Annotated in this window: 14 protein-coding genes; 6 read left to right on the forward strand and 8 right to left on the reverse strand. The window is 39.2% G+C overall.

All coding sequences use genetic code 11. The features are described 5' to 3' along the window. Window positions 1-12 precede the first annotated feature (12 nt). From HDF25_RS02135 to HDF25_RS02145, 3 genes are all read left to right on the forward strand, one after another. Window positions 13-1,152 (forward strand): cystathionine gamma-synthase, encoded by a 1,140-nt coding sequence (locus HDF25_RS02135; RefSeq protein ID WP_184622273.1) that lies wholly within the window; start codon window positions 13-15, stop codon window positions 1,150-1,152. A 7-nt stretch (window positions 1,153-1,159) separates the two neighbouring features. Beyond that, the gene (locus tag HDF25_RS02140; protein WP_184622275.1) at window positions 1,160-1,939 is read left to right on the forward strand and encodes a TIGR02757 family protein; all 780 of its coding nucleotides are present in this window, start codon (window positions 1,160-1,162) and stop codon (window positions 1,937-1,939) included. A gap of 66 nt (window positions 1,940-2,005) precedes the next feature. Then, a complete protein-coding gene (locus tag HDF25_RS02145) occupies window positions 2,006-2,503 on the forward strand; it encodes a YdeI/OmpD-associated family protein (protein WP_184622276.1) in 498 nt (165 codons plus the stop codon). 283 nt (window positions 2,504-2,786) lie between these two features. Here HDF25_RS02145 and HDF25_RS02150 read toward each other — a convergent pair whose 3' ends face one another. From HDF25_RS02150 to HDF25_RS02180, 7 genes are all read right to left on the reverse strand, one after another. Beyond that, window positions 2,787-3,515, reverse strand: coding sequence for a polyprenol monophosphomannose synthase (locus HDF25_RS02150; protein WP_184622278.1), 729 nt, complete (start codon window positions 3,513-3,515; stop codon window positions 2,787-2,789). A gap of 163 nt (window positions 3,516-3,678) precedes the next feature. Continuing rightward, a complete protein-coding gene (locus tag HDF25_RS02155; RefSeq protein WP_184622280.1) occupies window positions 3,679-5,595 on the reverse strand; it encodes a peptide MFS transporter in 1,917 nt (638 codons plus the stop codon). Window positions 5,596-5,666: 71 nt separating this feature from the next. After that, window positions 5,667-7,328, reverse strand: a complete 1,662-nt coding sequence (locus tag HDF25_RS02160; protein ID WP_221450831.1) for a peptide MFS transporter — start codon at window positions 7,326-7,328, stop codon at window positions 5,667-5,669. A 110-nt stretch (window positions 7,329-7,438) separates the two neighbouring features. Next, complete coding sequence (locus tag HDF25_RS02165; RefSeq protein ID WP_260409296.1) at window positions 7,439-8,356, reverse strand: hypothetical protein; 918 nt, start codon at window positions 8,354-8,356, stop codon at window positions 7,439-7,441. Further along, on the reverse strand, window positions 8,356-9,534 hold the full coding sequence (locus HDF25_RS02170) for an acetyl-CoA C-acyltransferase (protein WP_184622282.1): 1,179 nt from the start codon (window positions 9,532-9,534) through the stop codon (window positions 8,356-8,358). Before HDF25_RS02170 ends, HDF25_RS02165 begins: the two co-directional genes overlap by 1 nt. A gap of 72 nt (window positions 9,535-9,606) precedes the next feature. Next, on the reverse strand, window positions 9,607-10,386 hold the full coding sequence (locus HDF25_RS02175) for a GLPGLI family protein (protein WP_184622284.1): 780 nt from the start codon (window positions 10,384-10,386) through the stop codon (window positions 9,607-9,609). A 3-nt stretch (window positions 10,387-10,389) separates the two neighbouring features. Next, window positions 10,390-13,176, reverse strand: coding sequence for an outer membrane beta-barrel family protein (locus tag HDF25_RS02180; protein ID WP_184622286.1), 2,787 nt, complete (start codon window positions 13,174-13,176; stop codon window positions 10,390-10,392). A gap of 412 nt (window positions 13,177-13,588) precedes the next feature. Between HDF25_RS02180 and HDF25_RS02185 the strand changes: the two genes are divergently transcribed. The 3 genes from HDF25_RS02185 to HDF25_RS02195 all read left to right on the forward strand — a co-directional run bounded on the left by HDF25_RS02185 (window position 13,589) and on the right by HDF25_RS02195 (window position 16,173). After that, a complete protein-coding gene (locus HDF25_RS02185) occupies window positions 13,589-14,224 on the forward strand; it encodes an RNA polymerase sigma factor (RefSeq protein ID WP_184622288.1) in 636 nt (211 codons plus the stop codon). Between the two features lie 439 nt (window positions 14,225-14,663). Beyond that, entirely contained in the window at window positions 14,664-15,743 is a 1,080-nt protein-coding gene (locus tag HDF25_RS02190) for a J domain-containing protein (protein ID WP_184622290.1), read from the forward strand. Between the two features lie 88 nt (window positions 15,744-15,831). Then, complete coding sequence (locus HDF25_RS02195; RefSeq protein ID WP_184622292.1) at window positions 15,832-16,173, forward strand: hypothetical protein; 342 nt, start codon at window positions 15,832-15,834, stop codon at window positions 16,171-16,173. A gap of 93 nt (window positions 16,174-16,266) precedes the next feature. Here HDF25_RS02195 and HDF25_RS02200 read toward each other — a convergent pair whose 3' ends face one another. Further along, a complete protein-coding gene (locus HDF25_RS02200) occupies window positions 16,267-16,689 on the reverse strand; it encodes a hypothetical protein (protein WP_184622294.1) in 423 nt (140 codons plus the stop codon). Window positions 16,690-16,888 lie beyond the last annotated feature (199 nt).

Here is a 16,888-nt window from a genome sequence, read left to right on the forward strand (position 1 = left end):
AAAAACAGCAATATGAAATTTGCAACTAAAGCCATACACGCAGGTCAGGAACCTGATCCGACAACAGGAGCTGTCATGACTCCAATTTATCAGACCTCTACTTACTGGCAGAAATCACCAGGAGAGAACAAGGGATTTGAATATTCGAGAGGAACCAATCCTACCCGTCAGGCCCTTGAAAACTGTCTTGCCGCATTGGAAAATGCTAAATACGGCCTGGCTTTCTCTTCAGGTATGGGAGCTACGGATACAGTGATGCGTCTGTTGCAGCCAGGTGATGAAGTGATTACCGGTAATGACCTTTACGGAGGATCTTACAGGATATTTACGAAGGTATATGCAAAATACGGTATCAAATTCCATTTCCTGGATTTATCAAAACCAGAAAATATACTGCCGTATATCAATGATAAAACTAAACTGGTTTGGATAGAAACACCTACCAACCCAACTATGCAGATCGTTGACATTGAAGGCGTAGCTAAAATCACTAAAGAAAAAGGACTCATCCTGACTGTAGATAACACTTTTGCTTCACCATATCTGCAAAACCCTATTGATCTTGGGGCTGATATTGTCATGCATTCGGTAACTAAATATATTGGTGGTCACTCTGATGTGGTTATGGGAGCTTTGTTATTAAACGATGATCAGTTATACAAAGATCTTTGGTTTATCTATAACGCTTGTGGTGCAACACCAGGCCCACAAGATGCTTTCCTGGTATTAAGAGGGATCAAAACGCTGCATCTGCGCATGAAAGCACATTGTGAAAACGGAGAGAAAGTGGCGCATTATCTTAAAAATCACCCTAAGATTGATAAAATCTACTGGCCAGGTTTTGAAGATCATCCTAACCATGATATTGCGAAAAAACAAATGCGTGGTTTTGGTGGTATGGTTTCTATTACGTTAAAAGGAGCTGACCTGGCGGAAACTTTCCGTGTAGCCTCTTCATTCAAAGTTTTTACACTGGCTGAATCTCTTGGTGGTGTGGAATCCCTGATTAATCACCCGACTACGATGACCCATGGTTCTATCCCTAAAGAAGAACGTGAAAAAGTAGGTGTTACAGATAACCTGTTACGTCTGAGCGTTGGGGTTGAAGATATTGATGATCTTTTAGCCGATTTAGCACAAGCACTTAATTAAGAAAATATTGGAATTTTTAGAACTGAAGGATTTTCTGGATAATAAAGTTGGGCAATATAACAGGCCCGACTTTATCACAAACGATCCGATTTGCATTCCTCATCGTTTTTCTAAAAAACAAGATATCGAAATTGCCGCATTTTTTGCGGCAATTTTGGCTTGGGGCCAGCGGAAAACGATTATCAATAAATGCACCGATCTCTTTGACAGGATGGATAATGATCCGTATAACTTCATGCTCCATCATGGCGATGATGACCTGCGCCGTTTACTGAACTTTAAACACCGGACTTTCAACGATACAGACCTGCTGTATTTCGTTTCTTTCTTTAAACACCATTATTCGGTTTCAGACAGTCTGGAAACAGCCTTTCTCCCGGCAGATTTTAAACAGGACGGAACATTCACGGCAGAACTTGCCCTGAACCATTTCAGATCCTATTTCTTTAGTCTGCCTGATTCTCCGCGCAGAACAGTCAAACATATTTCTTCTCCTTTGCAGAAATCCACCTGCAAAAGATTGAATATGTTTCTTCGCTGGATGGTCCGTCAGGATCAGACAGGAGTAGATTTTGGCGTCTGGAAAACGATTTCCCCGGCTGACCTGATCTGTCCCTGTGATGTTCACGTAGACCGGGTAGCCCGCCGTCTGGAACTGATCACCCGTAAACAGACAGACTGGAGAACAGCTGTTGAACTGACCGCGGAGTTGAGTAAGTTTGATCCGGCAGATCCGGTAAAATATGATTTTGCCTTGTTTGGTCTGGGTGTAGAAGAGAAATTTTAGAACTCATAAATTTGCTTTATCTTTAAAAGCCTGTTTAAGATTATTTTAAACAGGCTTTTATATGAAATGATAATTTTCGAAGCAGAAATAGAACGGTTTTCCAAAATGGGTGAAAAGACAGGCTGGTCTTTTGTCACTATCCCTATGCATATCGCCAGTCAGATCAAACCCGACTGCCGGAAGAGTTTCCGTGTCAGGGGATTTCTCGATACCTTACCAGTTGAAGGAATGTCTTTTATCCCAATGGGAGAGGGCGATTTCATCCTTGCCCTCAAAGCAAGCCTGCGTAAACAATTACGGAAAGAGGAGGGAGCAAAACTTAGGCTGGAACTGGAAGAAGACACCAGCTTTAAGATCGATATGCCTGAAGATCTTGAGCTCTGCCTGTCGGAGGAACCGCATTACATGGATAACTTTCTTAAAATGCCTAAATCTCACCAGAATTATTACATCAACTGGCTGAATACGGCAAAAACAGAAACGACAAGAGTTAAACGTCTGACCAAAATCGTCATCGCCATGGACCGGAACCTGACTTTCTCAGAGATGATGCGCGAGAAATAGTATCAAAAGATAAAAAGTAATTTCAAGATAACATCTGGGTGGAACTGTATAAGGCACTGGTTGGGATGAGTGCATGGTGAGTCCATGTTGAGTGCATGGTAAGTGCATGTATTTTCAACTAGCTAAAAACACATGGACTTACCATGCACTCAGGTTATGATGAAGATGCACTCACCCGAATGTTAACTCCTGTTAATCTTAATTAGTATCAATTGATAAGATAATACGGGACTTACCCGAACGGTACCGTCTGGGTTACATCAAATAAATAAAATTGAAAATCTTAACCTCTTTTGTAGTTTCTGAACCAGCTGGTGATCTTCATTTGGATTACACCAACAAAAGCTTCTCTGAAAATCCGGGTACTCATTTTTGAAACCCCTTCAGTTCTGTCGGTAAATATGATAGGTACTTCAACGACTTTAAAACCATATTTAATGGCAGTAAACTTCATTTCTATCTGGAAGGCATAACCTACGAACCTGATTTTGTCGAAAGGAATAGTTTCCAGAACGATTCTCTTGTAACACTTAAAACCAGCAGTTGCATCCTGAATGTTGATCCTGGTAATGAATCTTACATACATGGAAGCGAAATAAGACATCAATACGCGGCTCATTGGCCAGTTCACCACATTTACGCCACGTACATAACGCGAGCCTATAGCTACATCGGCACCATTTATGCAAGCCTCACGCAAAGCAGAAAGATCTTCAGGATTATGAGAAAAATCGGCATCCATTTCAAAAATGTAAGCGTACGAATGTTGAAGAGCCCATTTGAAACCATGGATATAAGCAGTTCCCAAGCCTAGTTTTCCAGTTCTTTGCTCCATATGCAAACGTGGAAATTCCAATTGTAATTTTTTTACAATATCTGCTGTACCATCTGGCGATCCGTCATCAATAATTAAAATTTCAAAAAGGAAATTGAGACTAAATACCTTGCGGATAATTTTCTCAATGTTCTCTTTCTCATTATAGGTAGGGATGATGACTAAGCTGTCTGACACGTGGGTAGTTATAAATGGTAATAAATTATTCGCGAAAATATTGATTAAAATTGAAACTAGGATACATTAACAAAATTTAACATTCATCGCTGAACATTTTTGATCTAAAAAAAAGGCCGCTTTATTGAAAAAACGGCCTTTTTGAAATATTTATAATCGATGACTATACTTTTGCATTCATCGTTTTCTGTAACCATTTGGTTAAGAAGAACAATAACAGCGAAGCAATACCTGCCATCACTACGAATAACATAAAGAAATCATATAGATTTTTGATCGTGTATCCCATGAATGTTGGTTTCTCAGGATTAAGGTTATAAACCTCAACTACCGAAGCATTCTGATCAGAACCTTTAATGATATAGATTTCGGACTGGGCAGCATTGGTACCTAAAACGAATTTACCCTCTGTTTCACCAGCTACCTGAAGTTTTTTAACTTCTTCAGCACTTAATTTTTTAGGAGATATTCTGTTTATTTTGTTAGTATCAATAGTAATTGCCTGCTGAGCTGCATTAATAGAAAGGGCTACCAGAGAATCAGGGCTGATAGAATGAGCGTTCTTTTTAACAAGGCTTAATTCCCATTGCTGGATATTCTTTTTGCTATTGCTAACTTCTTTCCAGTTGATAGTGCTGCCGGTAAATACCAGAGGGCTCACTTTGTATTCTGCTACTTTAGCTTCCTCTTCAGGATATTTAGAACTTAACTTACCAGCCAGTACGTTTGCGCCTGCATTGGCAAGGAACCATACAGCCATTAAAAGCGAAGAAAGTTTGAGTGGGGAAAGTTTGTTAACCAGTGATAATCCGATAGGAGATAGACATAATTCACCCCAGGTGTGGAATGCATACATACCGATCAGGTAGATCATACTTACTTTGATACCAGCACCTACATCTTTTACCCCAGTAGCAATGACCAGGTAACCTAAAGCAAGTAATAATAGACCTAAAGCCATTTTAGTAGGGGCAGAAGGCTCTCTTTTACCTAACTTAATCCATAACCAGGCAAATATGGGTGCAAATGCAACTACGAAAATAGAGTTTAAAGACTGGAACCAGCTTGAAGGAACGGTAAAGAAACCCAGATTTCTTTGAGTCTGCTCTTCAGCAAAGAAAGTTAATGATGCTCCTGCCTGCTCGAAAGCACTCCAGAAGAATAATACGAAGAAGGCAACGATGAAAATTACTGAGATTTTTTTCTTCTCTATTTTAGTCAGGGTTTTATCCGTGAAGATCATCACTGCAATACCAATTACGGCAATCATCAACAGATAACTCAGGTAACTGACAATTTTAGCGTCAATATACAACATCCCTACACATAATGCAGAAAAAGCAAATAAGCCGAGATAAACCAATACCGGTGAAACTTTTTTGCTGTCGGGATTGGCGGGTGTTAAACCTAAAAGATCCCCATTCTGATCACGTACATACTTATCTCTGAATTTGATGAAAACAATTACGCCAATGGCCATTGCAATTGCACCAGCAAGGAATGCCCATTTGAAATCAGCAGGATTTCCTGTGTCTCCAAAAAATCCGCAGATAAACGGACCCAGTGCACCACCTACGTTGATCCCCATATAGAAAATCGTATAAGCAGCATCAATTCTGCGGTCATTCTTAGGATAAAGCTGACCTACCATTGAAGAGATATTTGGTTTAAAGAAACCATTACCCGAGATCATGAAGCCTAAACCCGTAAAAAATAGAAATGTAGAAATATCCGGCATGGTATGATAAAGGGAAGCACAACCGAACATAATCAGTTCTCCCAATGCCATCAAAATACCTCCGGTTACAATAGATCTTCTGTTTCCCCAATATTTGTCAGCGATAAAACCACCAATCAATGGAGTCAGATATACAAGTCCTGTATAACTTCCATATAAATTTGACGCAAATGCTTTGTCAAATAATAAGGCTTTGGTCATAAAGAGCACCAAAACAGCCCGCATACCGTAGTAATTGAAACGTTCCCACATCTCGGTAGCGAACAGCACATATAATCCTTTTGGATGGCCTTTTTGAGCGGCGTCTAATTGCTCTGGCTTAAGGATTTCAGATTGATCCATAAATGTTGTTTTATATTTTTGTTAAATTAAAAGTTTGCAAATTAATTCTAATTATTGATTATTCCCGGTAACTATTTTATTCCTTTTTCCTCCATAATCCCATTCAGCCATTTTAACAGGGAGAATGCAATCATTGCCGAGAAAAGCAGAAGACTAAAGTTCACCCAGAAGAAATTAGCTTTATTCTCATAGGTATCCCAAAGTGTTGCCAGTACGCCGGATAGTTTGTTTCCAATAGAAGTAGCCAGAAACCATCCACCCATCATCAGGGAAGTGATCCTTACCGGACTTAATTTAGAAACCAGTGAAAGTCCCATAGGACTCAAAAACAGCTCGCCAATGGTAATGACACCATAACCAGCTACCAGCCATAATACAGAAACTTTCTCAGTACCATTATGGCCCGAATAAACTGCCCCGATCATGACCAGAACGGATAAGGCTGAAATAAATAAGCCAAAGGCGATTTTTGTCGCTGTACTGGGTTCTCTGTTTCTGCCACGTAACCAGGTGAAAAAAGCAACGACCAATGGAGTCAGCAGGATCACCCAGGCAGGATTAATAGACTGACTCAGGTTAGTAGCCCAGAGTTCAACTTTACCACCTTCGGCAGGAAGTTTGCCGGCTGGGATATTCTTGAAATAAGTCGGGTAATTATATTCTTTCAATACGTTACCGTTTTCTTTTTGAATACGGAAGGCCTGATCATACAAAGCGATTGAGTCTTTGGCGTAAGTGAAATTCTGTGAGAAATTGAGTTTGGAGAAGGTCTTCTCTGCAACTGGATTCTGGAGGTGACGGTCAGTGTAGCGATCTGCCCAGGTAGTCAGGGCTGTTCCGTTTTGCTTGAATACCGCCCAGAACAGAATCACTACCGCGAATATGGTTAACAAGGCCGCAATTGGTCTTTTTTCGTCTTTATCGGCCTTAGCCAGTAAAGAGCCATAAAAATAAATTACCGGAACACAGGCAAAAATAAAGGCATCGGTAGAAGCCGAGCCTACCAGGGCATGACCCATTAATTTTGTAGGGACTACCCAGCCAATAATACCGGCAATTACAGAAGGGACCAGAATAACCAGTACAATTTTCAGAAAGGACATATCGCCTTCTTTTACCCCTTTTTTAACGTCAAATGCCCTATAGTGTTTCATTCCATAAATAAATATGGCAACACCAAGGAACATACCTACACCGGCGGCAATAAAGGCATAACCCCAGCCCAGCATAATATATAAGGCAGCACCAAAGAAATTACAAATAAAAGCACCGATGTTGATCCCCATATAAAAGATATTGTATCCTTCATCTTTTTTGTCAGCGTATTCGGGGGTAGAATAGATATTACCCAGCAGGGTAGAGATATTTGGCTTGAAAAAGCCATTTCCGATAATGACCAGTGTCATTGACAGGTACAGGATTGGTAAACTATGGATAGCCATCATGCAGTAACCGGCTCCCATTAACAGTCCGCCAAGAATGATAGATTTAGCATAACCCAAATAGCGGTCTGCAATTAATCCGCCTAAAAATGGTGTCAGAAATACAAGGGCTATAAATGTACCATACAGGTCGGCTGATTCGGCTTCGGTCATTGAAAAACCGGCCTTCACATCTTTTAAATACAGGGTAAATATCCCTATCATCAGGTAATATCCGAAACGTTCCCACATTTCAGATAAGAAAAGAAAAGTCAGTCCTCTCGGATGCTTTACTTTAATGGTTTGATTCATTAATTTCAAGAATTATTTGTGTGTTTGCAGTTTAGTGCATCGCGCAATATAAGGACATGACCTCGTAATCGCAAATTTAAGCTATATAGAGGCCGTTTTTTGCTTTTAAATTAATTTTTTGCCGGTATCACTTTAGGTTTAGGATCAATGTAAAGATCATCCTTGGCGTCCGGATCATTCTTTAATTCTATATTTTCCATCAGCTTGAGTTTATCTCCCACCAGGCGGTAACCATCAAAGCTTGAGTCGGAAGCATAATACTCGAAATTGCCTTCCATATTCGGATCAAAAGGGGCCAGGTGATCAAATACAATCATCTGTTCTTTTTTATCGAGTCTTAAGGTCATGGAATTGAGTTTGTTGTATTCAAATACTACCCTGTTTTTGACGGGGGCGTTTTTAGGACCCTGAAAAATTGCTTTTCCGAATTTTGGTTCATCATTAACGAAGGATAACACATCAATTACCTTTTTAGAGGTTTTGGCAGTATTTCCTTTCCAGCCCAGCAGGACATAAGAAGTATTTTGTCCACCTACGATCAGCGGTACGACTTCATAATAACGGGCACCATACCATTGTTTATTCGTACTGATCTGGTTGAGGTCCTTGAAGTGCTCTGTGTCATCAATCAAAGGATATAATTTGAGTTTTCCGTCTCTGGTGGCCATCTGAATGGTACCAAAAAACCGGTACGTCCCTTCAACTGTCGGAACATACCAGGAGAAGATCCTGAAAGCATTATCCGGTGACCTGACTACAGATATCGTTTGCAGGGAGTCAAATTCAAATTCAAAAGAAGAAGGTGTTTTTAAAGCAGTAACGAGGGTTTTAATAAATCTGGCGTTCTGTTCAAAGCGGTCGATATTATTAGGGGCAGTAAACAGGGTACGGGTAATTTTGAGCAGGGAATCCTGATATTTGCCAAGGGTAATGGCATTTCCCGTACCCGGATTAAGCTGTGCGGAGACATTGGTCACTGCACAGCTCATCAGGAATACTATTAAAAAGGGTTTGAAAACCACTTTCATTAATTTAATCTTTCAATAACCAATGCACTGGCACCGCCACCTCCGTTACAGATTCCGGCAACACCAATTTTTCCATTGTTCTGCGCTAAAACAGAAAGTAAAGTCACAACGATACGTGCTCCTGAAGCACCCAGTGGGTGACCCATGGCTACAGCACCACCATTCACGTTAACATTTGTTTCAGACAGTCCCATTTCCTGGTTATTGGCTAAAGATACGACAGAGAAAGCCTCATTGATTTCAAAGAAATCTACATCAGCTATGCTTTTTCCAGCTCTTTTCAAAGCTAAAGGAATAGCTTTTGACGGAGCAGTTGTAAACCATTCAGGTGCCTGTTGCGCATCAGCATAACTTAAGATACGTGCCAGCGGTTTTAATCCTAATTCTTTAGCTTTATCAGCACTCATCAATACTAAAGCAGCTGCACCATCATTTAAAGCAGATGCATTTGCAGCGGTTACTGTACCGTCTTTTTTAAAGACAGGTTTCAGACCTGGTAGTTTATCAAAATTAACAGTCCAGGCATCTTCATCTTTATCTACAATAGTTGCATTTCCTTTGCGGTCAACAACCTCTACAGGAATTATTTCTGCATTGAATTTACCATCATTTTGTGCAGCCTGTGCTCTTTTATAAGAACTTACCGCATAATTATCCTGTGCTTCACGACTGATATTACAGGTAGATGCACATAATTCGGCAGCCGAACCCATATGGTAGTCATTGTAAACATCCCACAGGCCATCTTTTACCAGACCATCAGTGATTTGTCCATGTCCTAATCTATAACCTGTTCTTGCTTTATCAAGATAGTAGGGAACATTACTCATGCTTTCCATTCCACCGGCAACAACAATATCATTTTGTCCAAGAGCAATACTTTGTGCAGCAAGCATAATCGCTTTCGTACCAGAGGCACATACTTTATTAATTGTGGTACCAGGAACATCAGGTAATCCGGCAAATTTAGCGGCCTGAGTAGCTGGTGCCTGACCTAAATTAGCAGATAAAACGTTACCCATATATACTTCCTGTACATCTTCTGGTTTAATGCCCGATTTCTCAACAGCAGCTTTAATGGCAAAACCACCCAACTGGGTAGCTGTGAAACCCGACAGTGACCCGCCGAAACTTCCAATTGCTGTCCTTAATGCTGATACAATAACTACTTCTCTCATTTGTCTCTATTAAATTTGGTTATCAGCAAATCTAATAATTTTAAATTTGCTCAGGAAGCTCTTTTTTAAAACCTACATTAAAAACCACTTATACATGGGACGTGCATATTGGCCCCATTCTTTCAATGCTGCGGTCAAAGTATTCATTAATGCCTTGTTATCAGTGGCTTTGCCCTTGGTTGGTGCAACGAGCTGAGAGTTTTCTACCGGTCTGTCGGCTACCGATTTTGCAAACCAGGTTACATTCTCATGTGGAATGGCCAGTCCTAAGATCATTCCAGGCAAACCATTGAATGATTCCGGACCACCTGAAACAGGAATTTGTTCTGTATAAAATGCCACTACATAAATAGAATCCATAATCAGTGCATTTGCACGGCGGCAGTTAAAACCGGCAATCTCTCTGGTTTCATCAGTTATTTTCCAGTTGATTGCCCTGGTGCTGTCCTTAACCAGAAAGGTTTCTTCAAAGACTTTCTTCTGGGTAACCTGCTGGCTGGTAGCCAGGTTGGTATAGGTTGTATTGATTTGAGTTACAGAGGGATCCTCACCGAAAAACGGAACTGGGGGAGAGCTGTCCGCTGTGGGTTTAAACAAGGTTGTCTGTTTAGAAAAAGTCAGGGTACTTTTAGTGAGTTTAAATTGCGGTGATGTTTTTTTAAACTGTTCAAAAGCCTGGTTAAGATAGCTTTCGTTATCTTTATTGATCCTTTTCTGGATCATAGCATACATATTGTTACTTCTTTCAAATTCGATTACTCCTTCTGTGGTAAATCTTGCATTTTGTGCAAACAAGGGAGTCGTGGAGCCAATTAAAAGGCAGGTCAGGGTTATTAATGTCAGGTTCTTCATCGCTTATTTTTTTGTAGGTGCACCACCCATTTTGTTAAAATCCCAGCTCAGAGAAGCCATAAAATATCTTTTAATGGTAGTGTAGCTGGTTTGTGTAATCATAGTTCCATTCGCATTTCTGTCGAAACCTACATTCTGGTTCAGTAAGTCATTTGCAGCAATCGAGAACTTCAGGCTTTCTGATTTCAGGAATTTTTTGCTGATCCTGGCATTTAGCAGCAGCAGATGAAAATCTGTCGCGAAAGACTGTGTTTTTGCTCTATATTGATAACTGGCATCCGAACCGAACTCAAATTTACCAGGTAAATAAACCGTGAAATTGCTATTTCCAGTTAATCCCCAGCCGTTATCATTAGTTGATTTCTGTAAAGAGGATTGGTTGGTCGTATAAGAAGGGCCAAAAGAGATACGGCCTTCAAATTTTTTCTCTTTATACTTTGATAAAGAGAGTTCGGCGTAATAGCTGTTGGAATTGGTTTGGTTTAATGAACCATTGATATAGCTATAATAGGTATTTCCGTTAGTGTTGAAATTGATACCCGGGCTCAGATCCATAAATTTTAACTTCTTTTCAAATCCGGCGTATAAATAGTAATTGCTGGTTTGCTTATCGGAGAGATTGGTAGATTGATAAACGCTTTTACCAGTTGCATCCGTATTTACACTATTCACTATAGGATTTGATGTAAAATTGTAACTACCACCTATATAGATATTCTGGCCACTTAAAACTTTGTAAGAGTAATAATTCAGGTTTACTGTGTTGGTAAATGAGGTCTTCAGGTCGGGATTACCTAATCTGATATTTAGGGGGTCAGTATTATTTCTTACGGGTTGTACCTGGTCAATGGATGGCTGGGTAGTATTACCGTTGTAGCTAAGATTCAAAGATCTTTGCTGACTGAATTTATACCTGATACTGGCTTGTGGATTCCAGTTAACGAAATTTCTTTTATAGCTGGTATTATTGATCACGTCTTTCTGATCAAAATTGATCAGTGAAACCTTAGTTCCGAAGTTAATCGTGGTCTTATCTTTTTTGAAATTCAGGATAGCTCCACCCAGGTTAGAAAATTGATTTAGCTTATAATTATTACTATAGACTGTATCCAGGATAGTATAATTCCCGTCTGGGGCCTTATTGAATGATTTTCTGTTGGCGCTGCTGTTGTTAAAACCGAGTCCATAATTCAGAATAAGTGATAAAGTTTTTGATAAAGGCTCTGTATAAGCAAGACTGCCGGTAAATATGGAAGATTTAATGGTATTGATCTTATACTGATCTACAATCTGGCTGCTGTCTTTAACACCTTTGGAATTGAAGAAATCATTTTCAGAGTTTAAGAATCCTTTAGTTTCACTTTGTTTAATCGATTCACTGAGACTTAAAGATAAAGTACGGCCTGTTTTCTTTAGCTTTTTTGTCCAGAACGCTTTTGCATTGAAAAGTTTATCATGCTCATTGTTGGACACGGTTCTTAGGCTTTTATTTAATAGCAGGCCATTAGATGAACTGTTTCCTGAATATGTACTGTGTGCTTCACTGTTTTTTGCAGTTCCATCTACCGAGAGTTTTAAATTAGATGTAGTATCAAGTTTTACCTGGTATGTCGCGTCGAGTTTTTGACGGAACATATAGTTATTGAACTGTTCGTCCGAGTTCGAATTGATAATTCCTGTCGGCAGATTGTTCTGACTCAAAATGTTTTTTGTACCGTCCACATTTAATGAGCCTATTTTATAATTTGCATTGATTGACTCTTTATCGTTATTCCATTTGGAATCGTAATGTAAACCTCCGGCTCTGGCCAGCGGGATACCCTGACCGTTGTATTGTCCGTTGTACGAATCAAGCGCATCACCTCCTCCAAAAGAGAAAGAAACACCTCCATCCTGGAATTGAACATTATCGGCACCTGAACCATATTTATTGCTATCCTCCCAGCCTAAACCCAGTTTACCTGTATTGGCAATAGTACCATAAGCAGAGAATTTCTGTTTGGCTTTAAAAGCGTTAAACATGCCTTGTCCCTGGTAAAACTTGTTAGTCGCGACACCTCCATCCAGTTTCCCAAAGTAACCGTTCTTTTTGTCTTCTTTAAGTTTAATATTGATGGTTTTCTCCTTCTGACCGTCATCTATACCTGTAAAGGCAGCCTGATCACTCTTTTTATCATAGAGCTGGACCTTATCTACCATATCACCTCTCAGGTTTTTAGTCACCAGGGTGGGGTCATCTCCAAAGAACTCTTCTCCGTCAACGAGTACTTTGTTTACCTTCTGGCCCTGGGCAGTGATCTTTCCATCTTTATCTACTTGTATACCTGGTAATTGTTTCAGCAGGTCTTCTACTTTTGAATTGGGCTGGATCTGGTAGGAGGAGGCATTAAATTCGGTGGTGTCACCTTTGATTTTTATGGCAGTAGCCTTTCCTTTGATGATCACATCGGCAAGAAGGGTTGCTTTGAGCGTTAATTTTATTTTCCCAAAATCAACACTGGTTTTGGAGCTGTCCAGACTGAACGGTTCCACATAATCTGCGTATCCGGGGTAGGTAACCAATAAAAACAGTTTCCCTTTTGGCAGGTGGGGAATACTGAAGTTACCGTTTTCACCAGCCCGGGAAAATTTGACCAGGGTAGAGTCCTTAGCGCGCAACACGCTGATTGTCGTATGATGCAAACTTGCACCAGAGGTGTGATCAGTCACAGATCCCTTGACAGACCAGGGGTCTTGTGCCAGGGCAGTGATAGAAAAAAGGCAGAAAAAAAGCAGGATAAATAATTTCATATCGGTTAAGTATGAGGCTAATATATAACTAAATTCTTAGGAGATGTGTTAATACGATTGTTAAATAGAGTTAAAGTTTGTTAAATTATTCTTTTATGATTCTTTGATTAATCATCTAGGCTAATTCAGCAACATTTAGTTAGTGTATTGTTAAGACCCGAAAACGACGTTTTTGTTACATATCCTGGTAACATTAAGCAAAAAATGCGACCTGGTTCTCCAGGGCGGTTCTGGCCGGATAGGAGAGACCTTGAAAAAAAAGCAAAAAAAAACAGGCCCTTTTTAATATCAGAAAAACGTTTTTCTAAATCTATAAGTGTAGAATTACATTCAACAGTATTGTTGAATTAGAAAAAAGTATTTAACATTGGATATTAATTAGTTATAGAATTATGTGGGAGTAAATGACAATATGAGAGTGAAAACTGTAGAAAATATGCGCTGGAGTGACGAAGAATTAATCAGTCATATCAGGGCGGGAAACAGAAATGCATTTGAACAACTTTACAGAGATCATAGCGGTGGGATTTACTGCAATCTGAGGAAACTGACCAGAGATGATGACCTGGCGAAAGAGCTGCTTCAGGATGTCTTCATTAAAGTATGGGAAAAGAAAGCAGTACTCAGATCTGACAAGCCATTCCGGTTTTATTTATTTGGGATGGCCAGAAATACATTAACTGATTTCTACCGTAAGGTTAAGCGTGACAAACAGATGTTGCAAAATCTTCAGCTACTGGCTTCCGAAATTACACATCAACCGATTGAGTCTATAGTAACCGGTGCAGAAGAGGAATTATTGCTCCAGGCAGTAGATTCTCTTCCACCCCAAAGAAAAAAAGTATTTGTGCTTTGTAAGCTGGAGGGTAAATCATATGAGGAGGTCAGTAAACTGCTGGGGATTTCTACTTCGACTATTGGAGATCATATCGTCAAAGGGATTAAATCTATTAAAAATCAATTGCTTAGTCCTGATCGTGTATTGTTGGTTTTGGGTATTTCGATGGTGATCAGTTTTGTAGAATATGTCTGGCAGAAAATATTTTAAAAAAAGATGAAAAGGGAGCAGATGAAAAAAGAGACTTCTCCGTCTTTACAATACAACAGCACCCAATAAAGATATTGTCATCAACGCCCGTTGCTCTGACAAGTTTAGGTAAATAATAGTTAATAAGCCGGCCGATGTACGTGGATGCGACATCGGCTGATTTTTTGAAGAGAGGCTTATGGTGATTAATTGCCTCTATGTAGGACGAAACTTGTGTTAACCTAAGCTATGAAAGTAGTATTAGATTATAAGTTGTTAAATTTCCTTAACTTACTGTCTGCTCAAATGTTGACTCCAGATCAGGTATTTTTATTCCACGATAATGAATTAAGTAAGGCGGTTATTTGCCTGGAATATACCTGATGATAAAATAAAACCTATGTTGGCACTAGTTAATCACTTATATGCCTTTAAATACAAGTTAAACAATAATTAAAGTATGAATAGCGTAGATTACTATAAAACACTTGGAATTGGAGAGAAAGCAACCATTAAAGAGATAAAAAAAGCCTTTAGAAAACTGGCGCACAAATATCATCCTGACAAAAATAAGCAAGATGAGAACGCCACCAGAAAATTCGCCGAAATCTATCAAGCCTATAAAACCCTAAGTGATCCGGAAAGACGCAATAAATATGACCAGTACGGGAGTGCCCAACAGTTTGAACAGGCCGAACGACAAGAAAGCCAGCAAGATCGAGACCAGGAATATGCAGCCGCATTCCGGGAGACAGATGAGTATAAAAAATTGATATCCAGTATTGAGAACGCTGAGCTATGGCACCCGGTTATCATTTTTATCATTGCGATATCCGTTATTGTTGATCTGATTTCCATTACATATCCCATATTGTACAACCGAAAGGTAAATCAAGAAAACGAGCTTAGCATAAAAGAATATAACAAAGAACGGAACACCATTGCCTCTATAGAAAATTTACTACCCACATTTGGGCCGGTATACCTGTATACCAATGATAGTGGAGCTCTGGCTAAACTGGTCCCTGATATTAAAGGTGTAGCTTTCGAATCAGCAGAAGACAGACAAGCATTTAATAAGTCTTTTGTGCAAAGACCAGATCATATTGGTGTGGTTACTATCATCACGACCAGCGATCAGCAATCATTTCAGACATCAGAAAGTGTTTTTGATAAAGTCGTGGGGAAATTAAAGCTCCAGTTTATGTTCTATGACCTTGTTGACGAAATTCCGCATAACACCGCAAGACTTAGAGACAAAACCATTGACTTAAGCTTAGGTAAAAAGTACAGTACAGCATACTGTATCAACTTCAACGATAAGCCACAGATCAAGGAAAATATGCAGGGTTTTACACCATTTCTTCTCCTCAAAAAATACCGGAATCTTAAAGTATACATGACAGTTCGGTCGACCAGAGACAAGACCATGCAGGTCGATTTACCAACCTTTAAATATGCAATAAGCGTCGTAAATAAGCGATTACATCAATTGCATATTGATACCACTGCATTTAAAATGAGCTTGTTTGACAGATAATCCAAACCGCTATGTTTCGCTCAGTTGTAAGTATAAACTCTGAGCTTTTCTATTGAAGGTTGAATTGAAAAACGTTAGCTTAGCGCTTATGGAATTTATAGACTTTAAACTGCCTGAAATAGTATTCTTAGAGCCAAGCGAACATCTGGGTAACGAGCTTAAGGGGAGGACCGTAATACAACATAATGTTTCTCATACCGTACTTGAAGTGGTAGCGCTGGATGAAGTAGATGGTGTTAATTTTAATACAGGCATCAAAACTTATGAATTTGAGTTTCTAAATATTTATGGTTTGGTTGAAAACCATTTGTTTGCAGTTCATTTCACATTAGAGGAAGATAAATTGCCGGAGATATTTATCCAATGTTCTGAATGGTACAGAGAATATCTCAGATGGGAAGACCGGAACATTATAGAGGATGAGGAATAATCAAATTTCTAGTATACATCGCAACCTTTCAGAAATGAAGGGCTTTTTTATTCCAGATTACCGCCTTGTATGGAAGATAAATTAAAATTTCTTTTAAGCACCGGCATTTAACTGTTTCGACATTGGCAGGACAACAATTGGGTTTAAATCTGTTCTAGCCACCTTAAGTTCAACTATCTTCATCTCATTAACCAGAGCTTCCAATTGTTCAATAAGCTCCGCATCTAAATGTTCTGGAGCAGGATGATTATTATCAATGAACTTTTTTGCGGCGATATGAATAAATTCTGAAACAGTAATTTGTCCATCAGCAGACAAATAAATTTCCTGAGGCCAAAAATCCATAGTAATCATCGTTGGCCTATCATTCAGTTTAGAAGCGACATAAATTTCTTTCTTATTTAACCAATCCCAGGGTTTTACGCGAATAAAGTACTTGTCTTTTAACAAAGAAGCCTCTAAGGCCTGAAATTCAGGCACGCTGATCTTTTTTCTTTTAAAAAATTCCCCGAACATATTTATAGATTAAAAGCGTTATAAAATTCAGATCTACACTATTGCTTAACAAGGAAGGTCTGTTTGTAAAGATTGTTAAGTTATACGAATATATGAGATTTTCATATTCGTATAGTAAAGAAAATCATAGCTTTTGGAAATCAACATTTTTAGTTTTGATACCGCTAATTGAGATAGGGAAGTACAATATCACCCGGTT

Source organism: Pedobacter cryoconitis (assembly GCF_014207135.1).
Lineage (GTDB): Bacteria > Bacteroidota > Bacteroidia > Sphingobacteriales > Sphingobacteriaceae > Pedobacter > Pedobacter cryoconitis_D.

Excerpts from the sequence above, each read along its gene's own strand:
- HDF25_RS02165 (WP_260409296.1), bottom strand. The coding sequence starts at position 8,356 with ATGAAAGTGGTTTTCAAACCCTTTTTAATAGTATTCCTGATGAGCTGT.
- HDF25_RS02160 (WP_221450831.1), bottom strand. The coding sequence starts at position 7,328 with ATGAATCAAACCATTAAAGTAAAGCATCCGAGAGGACTGACTTTTCTT.
- HDF25_RS02145 (WP_184622276.1), top strand. The coding sequence starts at position 2,006 with ATGATAATTTTCGAAGCAGAAATAGAACGGTTTTCCAAAATGGGTGAA.
- HDF25_RS02185 (WP_184622288.1), top strand. The coding sequence starts at position 13,589 with ATGAGAGTGAAAACTGTAGAAAATATGCGCTGGAGTGACGAAGAATTA.
- HDF25_RS02135 (WP_184622273.1), top strand. The coding sequence starts at position 13 with ATGAAATTTGCAACTAAAGCCATACACGCAGGTCAGGAACCTGATCCG.
- HDF25_RS02200 (WP_184622294.1), bottom strand. The coding sequence starts at position 16,689 with ATGTTCGGGGAATTTTTTAAAAGAAAAAAGATCAGCGTGCCTGAATTT.
- HDF25_RS02190 (WP_184622290.1), top strand. The coding sequence starts at position 14,664 with ATGAATAGCGTAGATTACTATAAAACACTTGGAATTGGAGAGAAAGCA.
- HDF25_RS02180 (WP_184622286.1), bottom strand. The coding sequence starts at position 13,176 with ATGAAATTATTTATCCTGCTTTTTTTCTGCCTTTTTTCTATCACTGCC.
- HDF25_RS02170 (WP_184622282.1), bottom strand. The coding sequence starts at position 9,534 with ATGAGAGAAGTAGTTATTGTATCAGCATTAAGGACAGCAATTGGAAGT.
- HDF25_RS02195 (WP_184622292.1), top strand. The coding sequence starts at position 15,832 with ATGGAATTTATAGACTTTAAACTGCCTGAAATAGTATTCTTAGAGCCA.
- HDF25_RS02175 (WP_184622284.1), bottom strand. The coding sequence starts at position 10,386 with ATGAAGAACCTGACATTAATAACCCTGACCTGCCTTTTAATTGGCTCC.
- HDF25_RS02155 (WP_184622280.1), bottom strand. The coding sequence starts at position 5,595 with ATGGATCAATCTGAAATCCTTAAGCCAGAGCAATTAGACGCCGCTCAA.